Origin of the sequence: Agrobacterium sp. MS2 (genome assembly GCF_003261015.1) — a bacterium.
GTDB lineage: Bacteria > Pseudomonadota > Alphaproteobacteria > Rhizobiales > Rhizobiaceae > Agrobacterium > Agrobacterium pusense.
On sequence record NZ_QLNF01000039.1, the window covers coordinates 52,095 to 67,664 of the forward strand.

General features: G+C 59.8%; 15 protein-coding genes. 11 read left to right on the forward strand and 4 right to left on the reverse strand.

Features of this window, described 5'->3' with window-relative positions; all coding sequences use genetic code 11:
* The first annotated feature begins 222 nt into the window (after positions 1-222).
* The 5 genes from DOU54_RS13975 (at position 223) to rarD (ending at position 3,652) form a co-directional block, all read left to right on the forward strand.
* On the forward strand, positions 223-591 hold the full coding sequence (locus DOU54_RS13975) for an endonuclease domain-containing protein (protein WP_113382498.1): 369 nt from the start codon (positions 223-225) through the stop codon (positions 589-591).
* Positions 588-1,064, forward strand: coding sequence for a GFA family protein (locus DOU54_RS13980; protein WP_113382482.1), 477 nt, complete (start codon positions 588-590; stop codon positions 1,062-1,064). Before DOU54_RS13975 ends, DOU54_RS13980 begins: the two co-directional genes overlap by 4 nt.
* Entirely contained in the window at positions 1,061-1,519 is a 459-nt protein-coding gene (locus DOU54_RS13985) for a GFA family protein (protein WP_004441005.1), read from the forward strand. Before DOU54_RS13980 ends, DOU54_RS13985 begins: the two co-directional genes overlap by 4 nt.
* Positions 1,520-1,522: 3 nt before the next feature.
* Positions 1,523-2,479 carry a prolyl aminopeptidase gene (gene pip / locus DOU54_RS13990; protein ID WP_006700141.1) on the forward strand — a complete coding sequence of 319 codons (957 nt, stop codon included), beginning with the start codon at positions 1,523-1,525 and terminating at the stop codon, positions 2,477-2,479.
* A 264-nt stretch (positions 2,480-2,743) separates the two neighbouring features.
* Complete coding sequence (gene rarD, locus DOU54_RS13995) at positions 2,744-3,652, forward strand: EamA family transporter RarD (protein WP_034495824.1); 909 nt, start codon at positions 2,744-2,746, stop codon at positions 3,650-3,652.
* Positions 3,653-3,703: 51 nt separating this feature from the next.
* Here the strand turns inward: rarD and DOU54_RS14000 are convergent, their stop codons facing one another.
* Positions 3,704-5,464: a peptidoglycan D,D-transpeptidase FtsI family protein gene (locus DOU54_RS14000; RefSeq protein ID WP_113382481.1), complete on the reverse strand. Its 1,761-nt coding sequence runs from the start codon at positions 5,462-5,464 to the stop codon at positions 3,704-3,706.
* A gap of 187 nt (positions 5,465-5,651) precedes the next feature.
* Complete coding sequence (locus tag DOU54_RS14005; RefSeq protein ID WP_004440999.1) at positions 5,652-6,272, reverse strand: LOG family protein; 621 nt, start codon at positions 6,270-6,272, stop codon at positions 5,652-5,654.
* A 156-nt stretch (positions 6,273-6,428) separates the two neighbouring features.
* Here DOU54_RS14005 and DOU54_RS14010 point away from each other — a divergent pair, with 156 nt between their 5' ends.
* The 6 genes from DOU54_RS14010 to DOU54_RS14030 all read left to right on the forward strand — a co-directional run bounded on the left by DOU54_RS14010 (position 6,429) and on the right by DOU54_RS14030 (position 14,160).
* Complete coding sequence (locus tag DOU54_RS14010) at positions 6,429-8,426, forward strand: LysM peptidoglycan-binding domain-containing protein (RefSeq protein WP_113731449.1); 1,998 nt, start codon at positions 6,429-6,431, stop codon at positions 8,424-8,426.
* Positions 8,427-8,536: 110 nt separating this feature from the next.
* Positions 8,537-10,423, forward strand: a complete 1,887-nt coding sequence (locus DOU54_RS14015) for an ABCB family ABC transporter ATP-binding protein/permease (protein ID WP_037088933.1) — start codon at positions 8,537-8,539, stop codon at positions 10,421-10,423.
* Positions 10,424-10,524: 101 nt separating this feature from the next.
* A complete protein-coding gene (locus DOU54_RS14020) occupies positions 10,525-11,286 on the forward strand; it encodes a phosphatidylserine decarboxylase (RefSeq protein WP_153775372.1) in 762 nt (253 codons plus the stop codon).
* Between the two features lie 24 nt (positions 11,287-11,310).
* Entirely contained in the window at positions 11,311-12,180 is an 870-nt protein-coding gene (gene pssA / locus DOU54_RS14025; protein ID WP_004440987.1) for a CDP-diacylglycerol--serine O-phosphatidyltransferase, read from the forward strand.
* 169 nt (positions 12,181-12,349) lie between these two features.
* Entirely contained in the window at positions 12,350-12,481 is a 132-nt protein-coding gene (locus DOU54_RS28105; protein ID WP_004440985.1) for a hypothetical protein, read from the forward strand.
* Between the two features lie 386 nt (positions 12,482-12,867).
* The gene (locus DOU54_RS14030) at positions 12,868-14,160 is read left to right on the forward strand and encodes a GGDEF domain-containing response regulator (protein ID WP_034496256.1); all 1,293 of its coding nucleotides are present in this window, start codon (positions 12,868-12,870) and stop codon (positions 14,158-14,160) included.
* 220 nt (positions 14,161-14,380) lie between these two features.
* On the opposite strand, the gene DOU54_RS14035 is transcribed toward DOU54_RS14030, so the two are convergent.
* Together DOU54_RS14035 and DOU54_RS14040 are read right to left on the reverse strand one after the other, a co-directional pair.
* Positions 14,381-15,142, reverse strand: coding sequence for an SOS response-associated peptidase (locus DOU54_RS14035; protein ID WP_113382479.1), 762 nt, complete (start codon positions 15,140-15,142; stop codon positions 14,381-14,383).
* Positions 15,143-15,152: 10 nt separating this feature from the next.
* The gene (locus DOU54_RS14040) at positions 15,153-15,476 is read right to left on the reverse strand and encodes a YnfA family protein (RefSeq protein ID WP_006699408.1); all 324 of its coding nucleotides are present in this window, start codon (positions 15,474-15,476) and stop codon (positions 15,153-15,155) included.
* Positions 15,477-15,570 lie beyond the last annotated feature (94 nt).

Sequence of the window (15,570 nt, forward strand, 5' to 3'; positions counted from 1 at the left end):
CCTGCCGGGCATCTCCCCCTCAAGGGGGGAGATCGACTCGCCGCTAGGCGCTGCCTATCTCAACGTTTGCGTATTGGGTGCGGTTAGTGACCCCTGCTGATCTCCCCCCTTGAGGGGGAGATGCCCGGCAGGGCAGAGGGGGGTAAAGCCCCACGACACACCCTTGCTTTCCCACACGCCGTGCTCCAATCTCGCGGCACCCCATCAAGCTGCGAGCGCATCATGCCCCATGCCAAGGTCGCACCCCAAAACCGGCAGCATGCCCGCGAAATGCGTAAAGTCATGACCGACGCTGAACTAAAGTTCTGGAACGCCGTCCGTGCTCATCGCCTTGACGGTCTCTCTTTCAGACGCCAACTACCAGTTGCCGGATATATCGTTGATTTCGCCTGCCCGTCGCATAAGATCATTGTCGAACTGGATGGGTTTCAGCACGCGGAAGACTCTGCGGCAGAGTACGACAAGAGAAGAACACGAACACTCGAGGAACTCGGCTGGACCATCCTCCGCTTCTGGTACCATGACGTCCTCACAGACTTAGATAATGTCTGTCTCCACATTATCAGAACGATCCGGGAGGACCGAAGATGACGACATATACCGGCGGATGCCAATGCGGCGCGGTCCGTTTTCGCGCCACTGGCGACCTGAAAGACAGTTCCATCTGCCATTGCCGCATGTGCCAGAAGGCTTTCGGGGCTTATTACGCGCCACTGGTTTCAGTTCGCAATGTGGAGTTCACATGGACGCGCGGCGAGCCGAAACGCTTCCAGTCCTCCAGCGTCGTGAAGCGCGGCTTTTGCCCCGAATGCGGCACGCCGCTAACCTATGAGGCCCCGGATGGCATTGCGGTGGCGGCCGGCGCCTTCGACGATCCCGCCGCGCTGCCGCCAACCATCCAGTGGGGCGTGGAACGGAAGATCAATTTTGTCGACAACCTCCACACCCTGCCCGCCGTTGCGACCGAGGACGACCTGACGCAGGTGGACTACCTTGCCAATCTCGTTTCCTATCAGCACCCCGACCACGACACCGAAAACTGGCCACCGGAGAACAGACAATGAGCGAAACGGGTTTTTCCGGCGGCTGCCAGTGCGGCGCCGTGCGGTTCCATGCGGGCAAGCTCGGCAGGGCCTCCATCTGCCACTGCCGCATGTGCCAGAAACATTTCGGCAATTTCTTTGGCGCACTTGTGACTGCCGATCAGGCACATCTGACCTGGACACGCGGCCAGCCTGCCCTCTTCCGCTCGTCGCAGAAAATCCATCGCGGTTTCTGCAACAAGTGCGGCACACCGCTGACCTATCATTATCCCGGCGGCGTGGAGATCGCGATCGGCGCTTTCGACCATCCCGAGAAGATAGAGCCGCAGGTGCAGGTGAACATCCACAAGCGTATGCCGTGGATCGAGCAACTCTTCGCCAAACCGGCAGTCGAACAGGGCGTCGATGAGGCCGAGATCACCTCCTACCAACACCCGGATCATGACACGGCCGAATGGCCGCCTGAGGAACGATAAAACATGACTGAAGAACTGCGCGGCTTTTATCCAGAGATCGAACCCTTCGAGACCGGCATGCTCGACGTGGGTGACGGCCACACGATCTATTGGGAGCGGGTGGGCACACGCGGCGCTAAGCCGGCGGTCTTCCTGCACGGGGGCCCGGGCGGCGGGGTAAATCCCACCCATCGCCGGGTATTCGATCCCGATCTTTACGATGTCATCCTGTTCGATCAGCGCGGCTGCGGTCGCTCCACGCCACACGCGGAACTCGAAGCCAACACCACATGGCATCTGGTTGCCGATATTGAACGGCTGCGTGAACTCTGCGGCTTCGAGAAATGGCTGGTGTTCGGCGGCTCCTGGGGTTCGACGCTGGCGCTCGCCTATGCCGAAACCCATCCGGACCGCGTCAGCGAACTGGTCCTGCGCGGTATCTACACCGTCACCCGGCCGGAACTCGACTGGTACTACCAGTTCGGCGTCTCTGAAATCTATCCGGATCAATGGGAAAAATTCATCGCACCCATTCCCGAATCCGAACGCGGCGAGATGATGCAGGCCTATAATCGCTATCTCACAGGCACCGACGAAACGAAGAAGCTGGAATGCGCGAAAGCATGGAGCCAATGGGAGGGCGCGACCATTGCACTCGTCACCGATCCCGACCGCGTCGAGGATTTCGGTGAAGACAAATACGCGATTGCCTTCGCCCGCATCGAAAACCACTTCTTCGTTAATGGCGGCTGGCTTGAGGAAGGACAATTGCTGCGCGATGCCGGCAAGCTCAGGAATATTCCCGGTGTCATCGTGCATGGACGTTACGATATGCCCTGCCCGCTGAAATATGCCTGGCAGCTGGCCAAGGCCTGGCCGGACGCGGATTTCCACATTATCGAGGCTGCGGGACATGCGATGAGCGAGCCCGGCATTCTCGATCAACTGATCCGCGCTAACGACCGTTTTGCCGGGAAATAGTATTTATTTCAGCACGTTGTGGCGGCAGGATAAGATGATGATTCACGCAGGGGTTTCCTGCGGGGATCATCTACCCGGCGCTGATCAGCACGTTTGAAAGGCAAAGCGCCTGTTATTCATGCAGTTTTTCTCATGAACCCTTCACGGAAAGGCAAAGCGCCTGTTATTCATGCAGTTTTTCTCATGAACCCTTCACGGAAATGAATTGGCCGCCATTGTGCCGATCCGTTATAAAACGCCATCCGAACAATTGGCGGTACTCCCATGGCACTCGACAAAACGCTTCCAGCCCAAGAGGGCGGCGACAGCGCGCGCGGTTTTGCTTTCGCGCTTTCCGCATATCTTTTGTGGGGTTTCCTGCCCTTCTACATGAAGGCGGTTGCACATATTTCACCGATCGAGGTCATCGTGCATCGCGTCGTCTGGTCGGTGCCGATCGCAGCGGTGGTGCTGATCGTGCTCGGGCGCACGGCTGAAATCCGTACGGCGCTGAGGAGTCCGAAGATGCTTGCGATGGCGAGTCTTACGGCTGCGCTCATCAGCATCAACTGGGGCGTCTACATCTGGTCGATCGGCGCGGGCCGTGCACTTGATGCCGCGCTCGGCTATTTCATCAATCCGCTGTTCAGCATCTTCCTCGGTGCCGTACTGCTGAAGGAAAAACTCTATCCGGCGCAGATCGCCGCCATCAGCCTCGTGGCGGTCGCGGTGGCCATCCTCACCTGGCATGCGGGCAGCCTGCCATGGGTTTCCATCGCGCTCACCGTTTCCTGGGGCTTTTACGCCTTTTTCCGTAAAACCCTGCCCATAGGCGCGACGCAGGGCTTCCTGCTGGAAGTCATGCTGCTGTCTATTCCCGCCGTGCTGGTCATGATCTGGCTTGCATTCAGCGGACAGGCGCATTTCATGGGCGGCAATTCCGCCGATACCTGGCTTCTGGCGGCAAGCGGTCTCATCACCGCCGTTCCCCTCATTCTCTATGGCAATGGTGCGAAACTGCTGAAGCTCTCCACCATCGGCATCATGCAATATATCGCGCCGACGATGATCTTCCTGATAGCCATTTTCGTCTTCAAGGAGCCGTTCGACATGGTGCGTCTGGCGGCTTTCGCAATGATCTGGGTGGCGCTTGCGATCTACACCGGCTCAAGCCTGCTGCGGCTCAAGCGATGATCAAATCCTTTCTCACTCCTGCTCCCTGAACAGGAGTGAGGTAGCCAGGCGTCAGTAATCCACCAGCAATTGCGGGTTTCCCTCATAGCCGAAGCGCGGCTTGACACCGAGGAGGCCCGCCGTCTGGGCGATGATCTCGCGCGTCATCGGGGCCGCTGTCGAGGCTGCCGTGCGGCCGCCGTTCACGCCGGTCCTTGGCGCATCGATCATGGTCAGCACGACATATTTCGGCTTGTGCATGGGAAAACCGGCCACGAAGGCGTTGAAATTGATGTCCTTGGCGTAACGGCCATTGATCACCTTGTCTGCCGTCCCCGTCTTGCCGCCGACATGAAACCCCTCCACCTGTGCGCCACGGCCGGAACCCTTGATGCCGTTCCAGTTGAAGAGGTAACGCATGTCGGCGCTCGTCCTGTCGTTGATGACGCTGCGCGCGAGCGATGCCGCAGCCTCTTTCGAACGCGGCAGGAAGGTCGGAGAGATCAGGCTTCCGCCATTGATAAGGGCTGCAGCGGCCACCGCCGTCTGCAACGGAGTGGTAGCAACGCCATGGCCGAAGGAGATGGTGACGGAATTGATCTTCTTCCAGTTTCTCGGCTGGGTCGGCGTGGCAACGCCGGGCATTTCCGTGTCCATTCTGGTCAGCAGACCAAGCTTCGTCAGGAATTGTTGATGGCCCTCGACACCGACCCTGTCGGCCACCGCCGCCGTGCCGATATTCGATGAAAATTGAAACACTTCCGGAATGGAGAGCGGCCGGTTTCTTCCCTTGAAATCCCTGATGGTGAAGCCGCCCTTGCGGATCGGCCGCGACGCATCCACCACCGAATTGAGCGTAATCGCCCCGGCATCCAGACCCATGGCGAGCGTGAAGCTCTTGAATGTGGAGCCCATCTCGAAGGTGGCGTTGCTCATCCTGTTGAACCAGCCTTTTTCATACTCCTTGTCGACGCTGCCATCAGCGAGGGTGCGGGAAGGTTCGTTCGGATCGTAATCCGGGACGGAAGCCATGGCCAGCACTTCGCCCGTCTCCACATCGAGGATCACCGAACCGGCGGCTTCGGCCTGATAGGCACTTTTCGCCTTCACGACCACGTCGCGAACGATGTTTTGTACCCTGAGATCGATGGACAGCCGCACCGGTTCCAGTGGCGTGCCGCTGGCAAGACCCACAGCGCGCAGATCGGCCAGCCCCTGCTGGTCCAGGTAACGCTCCATGCCAGCGAGACCCTGATTGTCGACATTGACGTGGCCGATAATATGCGAAGCGGTTGGGCCGCCCGGATAAAACCGCCGTTTTTCCGGGCGGAAACCGATACCCGGTATGCCGAGATTGAGAATATCCGCCTGCTGCCGCGGTGTCAGCTGGCGTCGCAACCACTGGAAGCCTGTATCCGAACGCAATCTACGATGCGTCTCGCGCCAATCCAGATTGGGAATGACGGTCGCGAGTTTTTCCACCACCTCGTCCGGATCGACGATCCTGCGCGGATCCGCATAAAGCGATACCATGTTGAGATCGGTCGCCAGAAGCGTGCCGTTGCGGTCGACGATGTCAGGCCGTGAGGCGATGGCGTTGACGCCGGAATTGATCCATGCGGTGGAAACGGGTTCGGCGAGCCCATATTGAACGAGGCGCGCCGCGGCAACGCCATATATCGCAATGAAGACGGCGATGACGATCGCAAGCCGCGTCTTTGCCTCCGCCCGGCGGCGGGCGACCGAACCGAACACGACCTCCCTGCCCCGCAGTGGGTTTCTCTTGATAATGAAATGCGTCCGGCTCTTCAGCCGCATCACGAAAGCAATCATTGCCGATGACACCCACCCGAGGCGGCGGAGCAAAATTCCGCGATAACCAACGCCTGGGAAACGGTGACACAGGATCAGTCGCCGGGCCACGAAAAGGACGGGCGGAAGGATGCCGCCGTTAAATCTATATTAATATACATTTAAAATTGTAACGAGCCGCCTGAGCGGCCGTTAACAATCGCCGGGCCTACAGGCGCGAAATCACCGAAGGGTCGCCTTCAGGGTTCTGCTGCGCCAGCGCGCGGTCGATGATGGCGGGGACGATATCCTTCACCTCGTCAATGATGAGCGGGTTGAGAAGATGCGCACGGTGGATGAAGCCCTGGTCACGCATATGTTGCACGAGTTCCAGCATCGGGTTCCAGAAACCGTTGATATTGGCGAAGACCATTGGCTTCGCGTGACGGCCGAGCTGCGCCCAGGTCATGATCTCCACGATCTCTTCCAGCGTGCCGACACCGCCCGGCAGGGTGACGAAAGCATCCGAGCGCTCGAACATCATGTGTTTGCGCTCGTGCATGTCCTTTGTGATGACAAGCTCGTTCAATTGTCCGAGAGAATGGCGTGTTGCCTCCATATCGACCAGAAATTCCGGTATGATGCCCGTCACTTCGCCGCCATTGGAAAGAACGCCGCTGGCAACTGCGCCCATGATGCCCTTGGTGCCGCCACCATAAACCAGGCGAATGCCGTTTTCGGCAATGGATTTCCCAAGCGCACGGCCTGCTTCCATGTGGGCGGGATCACGTCCGGGCTGGGAGCCGCAATAAACGCAGATGGATCGAATCGCTGTATCTTTGTCCGTCATGAAGGGAAGGAACTATGTGCGATGCGGCACGTCAAGAAAATTTGGGAAATCCCTTGCAAATATGGCCTTTTGGCCACTCACCGCTTGTCTGGCGCTAGGTAAGACGCTAGCAATCTCAACTCGTGTGAAAAGCTTGAATTATCCGGAGCACCCAGGATGAAAAACAATAAAGCCGGTTTGCTGGCGCTGATCGTGTTGGGGATTGCATCCCTGCTCATGATCTTTTTCGTCCTGCCGCGGATTTCAAACGACGGCAAGCCGATCGGCGACGCCATCAACGAGGCGGGCAACGCCGTGAAGAACAGCGTGGAAATGGGCGCCGACAAGGCGGGCGACATCCTGTCCGATGCGGCAGAAGAAACCGCCAATATCGCCGACAAGGTCGGCCGTCTGGCGGCTTCCGCCACACAGTCGATCAAGGATCTGACCACGCTTTTCGCCGACAGCAAGGTTCCCTCCGACGCCGATTTCGCAGCGGCGCGCAAGAAGGTCGAGACCTCGCTCAAGGAACTGACGAATATCGAAATTCCCGAGTCGCTGGATGAAACGACGTCGCGGCTCATCACCACAGCCCGCACCGCCGCCGAGCGCACCACGGCCTTCCTGCGCGGCCTGCCTGACAATGCGGCGGCAGCGGCGGCGCAGGTGCGTCGTCTCGCGGGCGTCTTCGCCGGCACCGACGATGGCGCGCCCGAAGCGGCGAAGCCGGCGGCGGCGCCAGCCGATGCCGCGCAGACCTCTTCCGGCGCGCCGACTTTCGACATCCTGCGCGTCGAGCCTGATGGTTCGGCGGTTGTTGCCGGCAAGGCGCAGCCGGGTGCGAAACTTGAAATCCTGAGCAACGGCAAGGTCGTCGCCCAGACAACGATCGACGGATCCGGCGATTTCGCAGCCGTTTTCGACAATCCCCTGCCGCCCGGCGACCATGAACTGGTGCTGCGTTCGACCGATACCGCCGGCAAGGCGACGCAGTCTGAGGAAGTGGCGACGGTTTCCGTTCCGGAAGGCAAGGCCGGCGAGCTTCTGGCCATGGTTTCAAAGCCCGGCAAGGCAAGCCGGGTCCTCGCCATGCCGGAGGCGGCCCCTCCGGCGCTTCAGCCGCAAACGCCATCACAACAGCCTGCGGCAACGGCTGCGACCAACGCCAATGCTGCCTCCGTACCGCTTGCCGGCGCGGCCGCTGCCGCCGCTCCGTTGACGTCGAGCGTCCAGGTCACTGCCGTCGAGTTCGAGGGATCGAAGATTTTCGTCGCGGGTTCCGCGCCCGCCGGTTCGACGGTTCGCGCGCTGGTCGATGACAGGGAAATCGGCAAGGCCACGACGGAAGCCTCCGGGCATTTTGTCATCGAAGGTGACGTCGATCTCGCCGTTGGCAGCCACATCATCACCGTCGAGGAGCTGAATGCCGACGGCACCGCGAAAGTGCGCGTACGCGTTCCGTTCGAAAGGCCGCAGACCGACCAGGCAACCGTCGCGATGCAGACGCCGTCTGCTTCTTCGTCAGCGGCCACGACTGCAGCGCCGGTCGAAAACCAGAGCACGGCGAGCGACCGCGCCGCTTTCGAAAAGCTGCGCACCGATGTCGCCAAGGCCTTTGGCATCCTCTCCAATCTCTACAGGGACCAGCCGACACCGGCGCTCGATCAGGCAATAGCCGGCCGCTCTGCCGTGGTGATTGCGCTGAAATCGCTTTCGGAGTTCCGCACCGCGGCAGCCACCGAGCCGGACTTCACAGCCTTCGCCGGCGACATCGCCGCCAAGGCGCGCCAGCTGCTGACACCGGTCGAAGCCTGGCCGAATGACGTGGCGGCAATCGGCAAGGGGCTGGCTTCGCTGGCCAGCAGGCTTGCCGAACTCCACATCACCGCGCCGCCCGCTCCCACGCCACAGGCGCCAGCCGGTCCGCAGACCTTCGAGCAGGCGCCGCTGGCCGAAAGCCAGAACAGCGTCATCATCCGCCGTGGTGACACGCTGTGGCAGATTTCGCGCCGCGTCTATGGCCAGGGCGTCCGTTATACCACGATCTATCTCGCCAATGAGGACCAGATCAAAAACCCTGACCTGATCGAGCCCGGCCAGATTTTCGGCGTGCCGAAAGAGGCGCTGCCGAATGCGGAAGAACTTCACCGCAAGCGGTTGAAAGGTGGCTCTTGAGCAACTGAACCGTTGCGGTAAATCCGCAACGATCCTATCTGTGACGCGCGCGGCGGCTTGACCAAAGCCGCCGTCATGCTGTCGGCTTCCGGCAGTGACCGGAGAGTATGATGGCCACGAAGAAAAAAACCATTTCTGCGGATTCCAGCAATCCCACCCAGACGCTGATCAATCTCTGGCCCTATATGTGGCCGGAGGGGCGGTGGGATCTGAAGATGCGGGTCGTCTGGGCCACCGTATACCTTGTTGTCGCCAAGCTGGTTCTCATCTCCGTCCCCTATTTCTTCAAATGGGCGACGGACGCGCTGAATGGCAAGCTCGATATGGCGGGGCTGGTCCCGGCCTTCCTGTTGGGCGCGGTCGCCCTTGTCATCGCCTATAATCTGACGCGGCTGATACAGGTCGGGCTTAACCAGCTGCGCGATTCGCTTTTCGCCAGCGTCGGTCAGCACGCGGTCCGCCAGCTGGCCTACAGAACATTCGTACACATGCACCGGCTTTCGCTGCGCTTCCATCTGGAGCGCAAGACCGGCGGGCTCTCGCGGGTTATCGAGCGTGGCACCAAGGGCATCGAAACCATTGTCCGCTTCACCATCCTCAACACCGCGCCGACTTTCATCGAATTCCTGCTGACGGCAATCATCTTCTGGGCGTCCTACGGCTTTTCCTACGTTCTCGTCACGGTCATCACCGTCTGGGCCTATATCTGGTTCACTGTCCGGGCCAGCAACTGGCGAATCTCCATCCGCCGCGCGATGAACGACAGCGACACCGATGCCAATACCAAGGCAATCGACTCGCTGCTGAATTTCGAGACCGTCAAATATTTCGGCAATGAAGAGATGGAGGCGCAGCGCTTCGATGTCGCAATGGCGCGTTACGAAAAATCGGCGATCTCGATCTGGACCTCGCTCGGCTGGCTGAACTTCGGTCAGGGTGTGATTTTCGGCCTTGGCTCCACCGTCATGATGGTGATGTCGGCGCTTGCCGTGCAGCGCGGCGAACAGACGATCGGTGATTTCGTCTTCATCAATGCACTTTTGCTGCAGCTTTCCGTGCCGCTCAATTTCATCGGTTTCGTCTATCGCGAAATCCGTCAGGGCCTCGCCGATATCGAGCAGATGTTCGAGCTTCTGGAAGTGGAAGCCGAGGTTACCGACAGGCCGGGTGCGACGCCGCTCGCCGCCGGTCCCGGCGCGATCTCGTTCCGCGACGTGCATTTTGCCTATGATGCCGAGAGACCGATCCTGAAGGGCATTTCCTTCGACGTGCCGGCGGGCAAGACAGTCGCCATTGTCGGGCCTTCAGGTGCAGGAAAATCAACGATCTCGCGGCTGCTCTACCGTTTCTACGATATCCAGGAAGGGGCGATCACGATTGACGGGCAGGATGTCCGCGACGTGACGCAAAAGAGCCTCCGTTCCGTCATCGGCATGGTTCCGCAGGATACGGTGCTGTTCAACGATACACTGGCCTACAATATCCGTTACGGCCGCCCTTCGGCGAATGACGAAGACATCACGGCGGCAGCGGATGCAGCCCAGATCAGCGCCTTCATCGGAAAGCTTCCGGATGGCTACGCCACCATGGTCGGGGAGCGCGGGCTGAAGCTCTCCGGTGGCGAAAAGCAGCGTGTGGCGATTGCCCGGACGATCCTCAAGGCACCGCCGATCCTGATCCTCGACGAGGCGACCTCGGCGCTCGATACGCATACGGAGCAGGAAATCCAGAGCGCGCTTGATATCGTTTCGAAAAACCGCACCACACTGGTCATCGCCCACCGGCTCTCGACGGTGATCGGCGCAGATGAAATCATCGTGCTGAAGGAAGGGCTGATCGCGGAGCGCGGCACGCATACATCCCTGATGGCCCAGAACGGTCTTTACGCCTCGATGTGGAGCCGCCAGCGCGAAGCTATCCGGGCCGAAGAGATGCTGCGCCATGTTCGCGAAACCGACGATCTCGGTGTCGTGGACCGCGGCGAACCAGCGCATTGAGGCGCATAAACGCCTGATAACGGCCCCCGCATGGCAAGGGGACCATTGCCGGGCGGTCCGTTTGGCTGTAACCAGCTAGGCAAAATTTGTCGCACGTCCGTATGGATCATGTCGTATCACGACCACATATAGACGCGACAGACAAAACCGGAGCAAGGAACCATATGAATCTGTTCGACACCATTCGCAACACCATCGTACCGATCCACAAGGAAGGTTATGTCTTCGTAGCCGCTTTCTTCGTGGCATCGCTGGTGCTCGGCTGGATCGCCGAACCGCTGTTCTGGGTCGGCCTGGTGCTGACGGCCTGGTGCGCCTATTTCTTCCGCGATCCCGAGCGCGTGACGCCGCAGGATGACGACCTGATCATCAGCCCCGCCGATGGCAGGGTTTCCGCCGTACAGACCGTCATCCCGCCGCTGGAACTGGAGCTGGGCAAGGAGCCGATGGTGCGCATCTCGGTGTTCATGAACGTCTTCAACTGCCACGTGAACCGTTCGCCGGTCCGCGGCCGCATCGTCAATGTTGCCTACCGTCCCGGCCTGTTTCTCAATGCCGAGGTGGACAAGGCTTCCGAGGACAATGAGCGCAACGGCCTCGTCATCGAAACGTCGCATGGCAAGGTCGGCGTCGTGCAGATCGCCGGCATGGTCGCTCGGCGCATCGTCTGCTGGGTCAAGCCAAACGAGCCCGTCGATGCCGGCGAGCGTTTCGGCCTTATCCGCTTCGGCTCGCGCCTTGACATCTTCCTCCCGGAAGGCTTCCAGCCGCGTGTATCCGTGGGTCAGACGGCAATCGCCGGCGAGACCGTGCTGGCAGAGTTCGGTTCCGCCAAGGGTCCGCTCCTCAGCCGCCGCGGCTGATGACGATCAGGAAAGACATGCGCCATGGAAACGCCGATCGCCGAACCGCCGCAGAACGGAAAACATGAGGGCAGAAAGGATAGCGGCCGCGGGCCGCGCCTGAGAGAAATTCCCTTTCGCCTGCTTGTTCCCAATCTCATCACCGTTCTGGCCATCTGCGCCGGCCTCAGCGGCGTGCGGCTGGCCATCGAAGGGCGTTTCGAACTCGCCGTTGGCATGGTGCTGCTCGCGGCCTTCCTCGACGGCATAGACGGGCGCATCGCCCGCATGATGAAAGCGACGTCCAAATTCGGCGAACAGATGGATAGTCTGGCCGATATCGTCAATTTCGGTGTCGCGCCCGCGCTGGTGGTCTATGCCTATCTTCTCGATCAGGCACGGTCGATCGGCTGGATCGCCGCCCTCATCTATGTCATCGCCGCGGGTCTGCGCCTGGCGCGCTTCAACGTGATGATCGAACGGCCGGTCAAGGCGCCATGGCAGAACGAGTTTTTTGTCGGCGTCCCTGCCCCGATGGGTGCCATGCTGGTGCTGCTGCCGGTCTATCTCGGCTTCCTCGGCGTCGAGCCGGACAAGCCATTCGCTTATGTCGCTGCCGCCTATACCGTGCTGATCGGTTATCTCCTTATCAGCCGCCTCCCGGTCTGGTCGGGAAAATCAGGTACAAGTCGCATCCGCCGCGATCTCGTGCTGCCGATGATCCTCGTCGTCGTTCTCTATGTGGCCATGCTGATGAGCTTCACCTGGGAGGTGCTGGTTCTCACCGTTGCCGCCTATCTCGTCTTCATTCCCATTAGCGCGCGGCTCTGGCACCGCCGCTACGGTACGCTAACGATCGAAGAGGACGCGCATGACGACGGAAATGGCGGCAATGGCCTCGATCGCAGCATTTAAAACCGCAGGTATCATTTTTCTTGCTTCACCTATCTGCGCCGTGGCGCAAAATGTCGCACCCTGAACGGCCGGCTTCGCGTTTTCCGCCTCGAATCCGTCAAGATTAGCCGCGAAAGAAGGGGCTCACACGCATCGCAACGGCGTTTGGCGTGAATTGTGGAGAGAGAAAATGACGAACGAGACGAAGGCACAGCCGCAGGCAAAGCCGGACCTCAAAAGCCACTACCGCCCGCTCGGACTGAAGGCCGTCGCGGCCGCAGCGCTGATGTTGAAGCGCAAGCCCGCAGCCAAAACCGCTTGAAAATAAACGATTTTTCTTAAATCGGACAGGTCGGCGCCTGATAGGTCAGCTGACCGAAGGCGGTCAATCCGGGATAACCGAGCACAACACGGCGCTATGAATGGCGCCGTTTTCTTTTGCTACCGTCATGCGCCATTCCGGCCAGGACCATGGAGCCGATCCGTTATAGTGTAACGTGACTGCAACAAAACCATGCTAAAGTATTCGACTTCCACGAGACGACTGTACGGACAGTCTCGCATCAATTACTGAGAAATTACAAATTTTCTACTTTAGAGATTCATTCCTCTGCGGTTACCAAGATTTTCAATACCGTGACGTGCGGTGGCGAAAGAATGAAGTTTCGTGGAGACATCATGAAGACGGCCATGGGGGGCTTGGGCGGCATGCAGGATAAAATCCTTCTGATTGAAGATTCCGTTGCTCTGTCCATGCTGCTGAAGACGCGCCTTTCGGAAGAGACGCAGGCCGAGGTGATCCACTGCGACAGCATGGCCGCGGCCGATACCCTGCTGCGCGCCCATGATTTCACGCTGGCGCTGACGGGTCTCAATCTTCCCGACGCTCCGAAGGGTGAAATTCTGGCGCTGCTCTCCGAACGCAAAGTGCCCGCCATCGTCTTCACCGCGACAGTGGATGAGGAGGCCCGCAAGCGTTATGCCGAGAAGAAGATCATCGACTATATCGTCAAGGACGGTCACCGCACCGTCGACGCGGTGGTCAAAACCGTCGACAGGATTCTGACCAACAGGCAGTTTTCCGTTCTGGTGGTCGATGATGCGCGGACCGCGCGCTCCGGCCTCGTGGAAATTCTGGAACGGCAGAACTTCAAGGTCAGCGAGGCGCATTCGGGCAATCGCGCGCTGGAAATCCTGGCGCAAGACCCGTCCATCCAGCTCGTCATCACCGATTATCACATGCCCGATATGGACGGCTACGAACTTACGCGCCGCATTCGCGACAGCCGCTCCTCGGAGGATCTGCGCGTGATCGGCATATCATCCTCCACGGACCGGCTGCTTTCAGCAAGCTTCCTGAAGGCGGGCGCGTCGGATTTCGTCTATCGCCCCTTCGTGCCGGAAGAGTTGCAGTGCCGTATCGACAACAACATAGAAACGCTGAAACAGCTCAAGCGCCTGCGCGAACTGGCCGAGCGCGATCATCTGACAGGCTTGCCGAACCGCCGCTCCTTCTTCGAGCGCACCCGTGCACTCATGGACGTTATCAATGACAATGACGAAAATGGCGCCGTCGCCATCCTCGACATCGATCACTTCAAGAAGATCAACGACACGCTGGGGCACGATGCGGGCGACCGGGCTCTAAAAAAGCTGGCGGAGCTGCTGCATGACAAGTGCGACGCGCACCGCCATATCCCCGCCCGTCTGGGCGGCGAGGAATTCGCGGTCTTCCTGCGCGGCCTGGATGCCCACGCCGCCTATGCGTTCTGCGAAGAATTGCGCGCCCATGTGGAAAAAAGCGGCCGACAATTGAGCGGCAGCAGCCTCGCACTGACGATTTCGCTCGGCGTCGTAGAGATCGAGAAGGGCGAGCCCTTCGACAACCAGTTGAATGCCGCCGATCAGCTGCTCTATCTCGCCAAGGCGAACGGCCGCAACCGCGTCTATTCCGATATCATGATCCAGGAAGGTTTGCAGAAGATCGGGCGGAACGGATGAGTTTCTTCCGGAACTGAGGCATGGGGAGCGAGCGGATGAGGCTTGTTTCTTCTCCCCACCGGGAGAAGCCCGCGGCAGCGGGATGAGGGGGCAAGCCCACCGTATATCTCTGCCGTAGCCCCCTCATCCGACCCTTCGGGCCACCTTCTCCCCCTCGGGGAGAAGAATTGGCGGCAATGTCAGAGCTTAGATAACCAGCCTCACATGCTGCGCAAAGACGTCAAAACAGCGACATCTGCCCCTCGTCCTTCGCCGGTTTGATCTTTGCCAGCGGCACGCTTTCCAGCACTGGCTCAATGAGATCGGCGCCGACATTGGCGACCTTGTTGACCTTGTCCGAGACGGGAATCATCTCAAAGAAATCATCCTGAACCGGCCGCATCAGATCGGCGACCTCGCGTGGTTCCTGGGTCTTGCAGTCGAGCCAACGGCTGAAATCCTCAGGCGCGATGACAACGGGCATGCGGTCGTGAATGCGCCCGATGGCGGCATTGGCGGCCGTGGTGAGGATAACGCCGGTATCGACCTCCGAACCATCGGCCGAAGACCATGTCTCCATGAGACCGGCGAAGGCGACGATGCCGCCTTTCTTCGGGCGAATGAAATAGGGCTGGGGTTTGCCGCCCTCTTCCTTCGGCGGACGTCGCCATTCATAAAAGCCGGTCGCAGGCACAAGCACACGGCGATGGCGCATGGCGGCGCGGAAGGAGGCCTTGCCGATTGCCGTTTCCGAACGCGCGTTGATGAGCAGCGGAAAATCCTTCGGGTCCTTGACCCATCCGGGCAGGAAACCCCACCGAACCAGCACTGCCCGGCGATTGGGCAGGTTACTGCCGTGCTCCTGCCCTTCACCCTCCATGACAATCAGTATCGGCTGCGTGGGCGCGATATTGAAGCGGGCGGGGAAATCCTCTAGCCCGATCAGGTTAAGATAATCGGCAATCTCTTCCGGCGTCGCTTTCAGGACGAAACGTCCGCACATATGTTTCTCCTCAACCCCGCGGCCCGAACAGGATGATGGTGGCCCCTGCGAGACAGACGGCGCCGCCGGCGATATCCCATTTGTCCGGCGCGTGGCCCTCGACGCCCCAGAGCCACAAAAGCGAAGCGGCGATATAGATGCCGCCATAAGCGGCATACGCCCTGCCTGCGGCCTCCGCTGGCACCAGCGTCAGGAGCCAGGCAAAGGCGGCCAACGACAACATGCCCGGCAACAATATCCACGCCGTTCTGCCAAGTTTCAGCCAGGCCCAGAAGGAAAAACAGCCGGCAATTTCGGCAAGAGCCGCCAACGCATAGATAAGATAGATCTTCATTCCACCGTCTTCTGCCTGCACAATCGAACCGATTCTGGACTATAACATCGGCGCAGAAACCGGAATCGATTTTTCCAGACCGTCCGACCGAGAC

Coding starts and splice junctions, on each gene's coding strand:
- DOU54_RS13975 (WP_113382498.1), top strand. CDS start 223: ATGCCCCATGCCAAGGTCGCACCCCAAAACCGGCAGCATGCCCGCGAA.
- DOU54_RS13980 (WP_113382482.1), top strand. CDS start 588: ATGACGACATATACCGGCGGATGCCAATGCGGCGCGGTCCGTTTTCGC.
- DOU54_RS13985 (WP_004441005.1), top strand. CDS start 1,061: ATGAGCGAAACGGGTTTTTCCGGCGGCTGCCAGTGCGGCGCCGTGCGG.
- pip (WP_006700141.1), top strand. CDS start 1,523: ATGACTGAAGAACTGCGCGGCTTTTATCCAGAGATCGAACCCTTCGAG.
- rarD (WP_034495824.1), top strand. CDS start 2,744: ATGGCACTCGACAAAACGCTTCCAGCCCAAGAGGGCGGCGACAGCGCG.
- DOU54_RS14000 (WP_113382481.1), bottom strand. CDS start 5,464: ATGATTGCTTTCGTGATGCGGCTGAAGAGCCGGACGCATTTCATTATC.
- DOU54_RS14005 (WP_004440999.1), bottom strand. CDS start 6,272: ATGACGGACAAAGATACAGCGATTCGATCCATCTGCGTTTATTGCGGC.
- DOU54_RS14010 (WP_113731449.1), top strand. CDS start 6,429: ATGAAAAACAATAAAGCCGGTTTGCTGGCGCTGATCGTGTTGGGGATT.
- DOU54_RS14015 (WP_037088933.1), top strand. CDS start 8,537: ATGGCCACGAAGAAAAAAACCATTTCTGCGGATTCCAGCAATCCCACC.
- DOU54_RS14020 (WP_153775372.1), top strand. CDS start 10,525: ATGGATCATGTCGTATCACGACCACATATAGACGCGACAGACAAAACC.
- pssA (WP_004440987.1), top strand. CDS start 11,311: ATGGAAACGCCGATCGCCGAACCGCCGCAGAACGGAAAACATGAGGGC.
- DOU54_RS28105 (WP_004440985.1), top strand. CDS start 12,350: ATGACGAACGAGACGAAGGCACAGCCGCAGGCAAAGCCGGACCTCAAA.
- DOU54_RS14030 (WP_034496256.1), top strand. CDS start 12,868: ATGCAGGATAAAATCCTTCTGATTGAAGATTCCGTTGCTCTGTCCATG.
- DOU54_RS14035 (WP_113382479.1), bottom strand. CDS start 15,142: ATGTGCGGACGTTTCGTCCTGAAAGCGACGCCGGAAGAGATTGCCGAT.
- DOU54_RS14040 (WP_006699408.1), bottom strand. CDS start 15,476: ATGAAGATCTATCTTATCTATGCGTTGGCGGCTCTTGCCGAAATTGCC.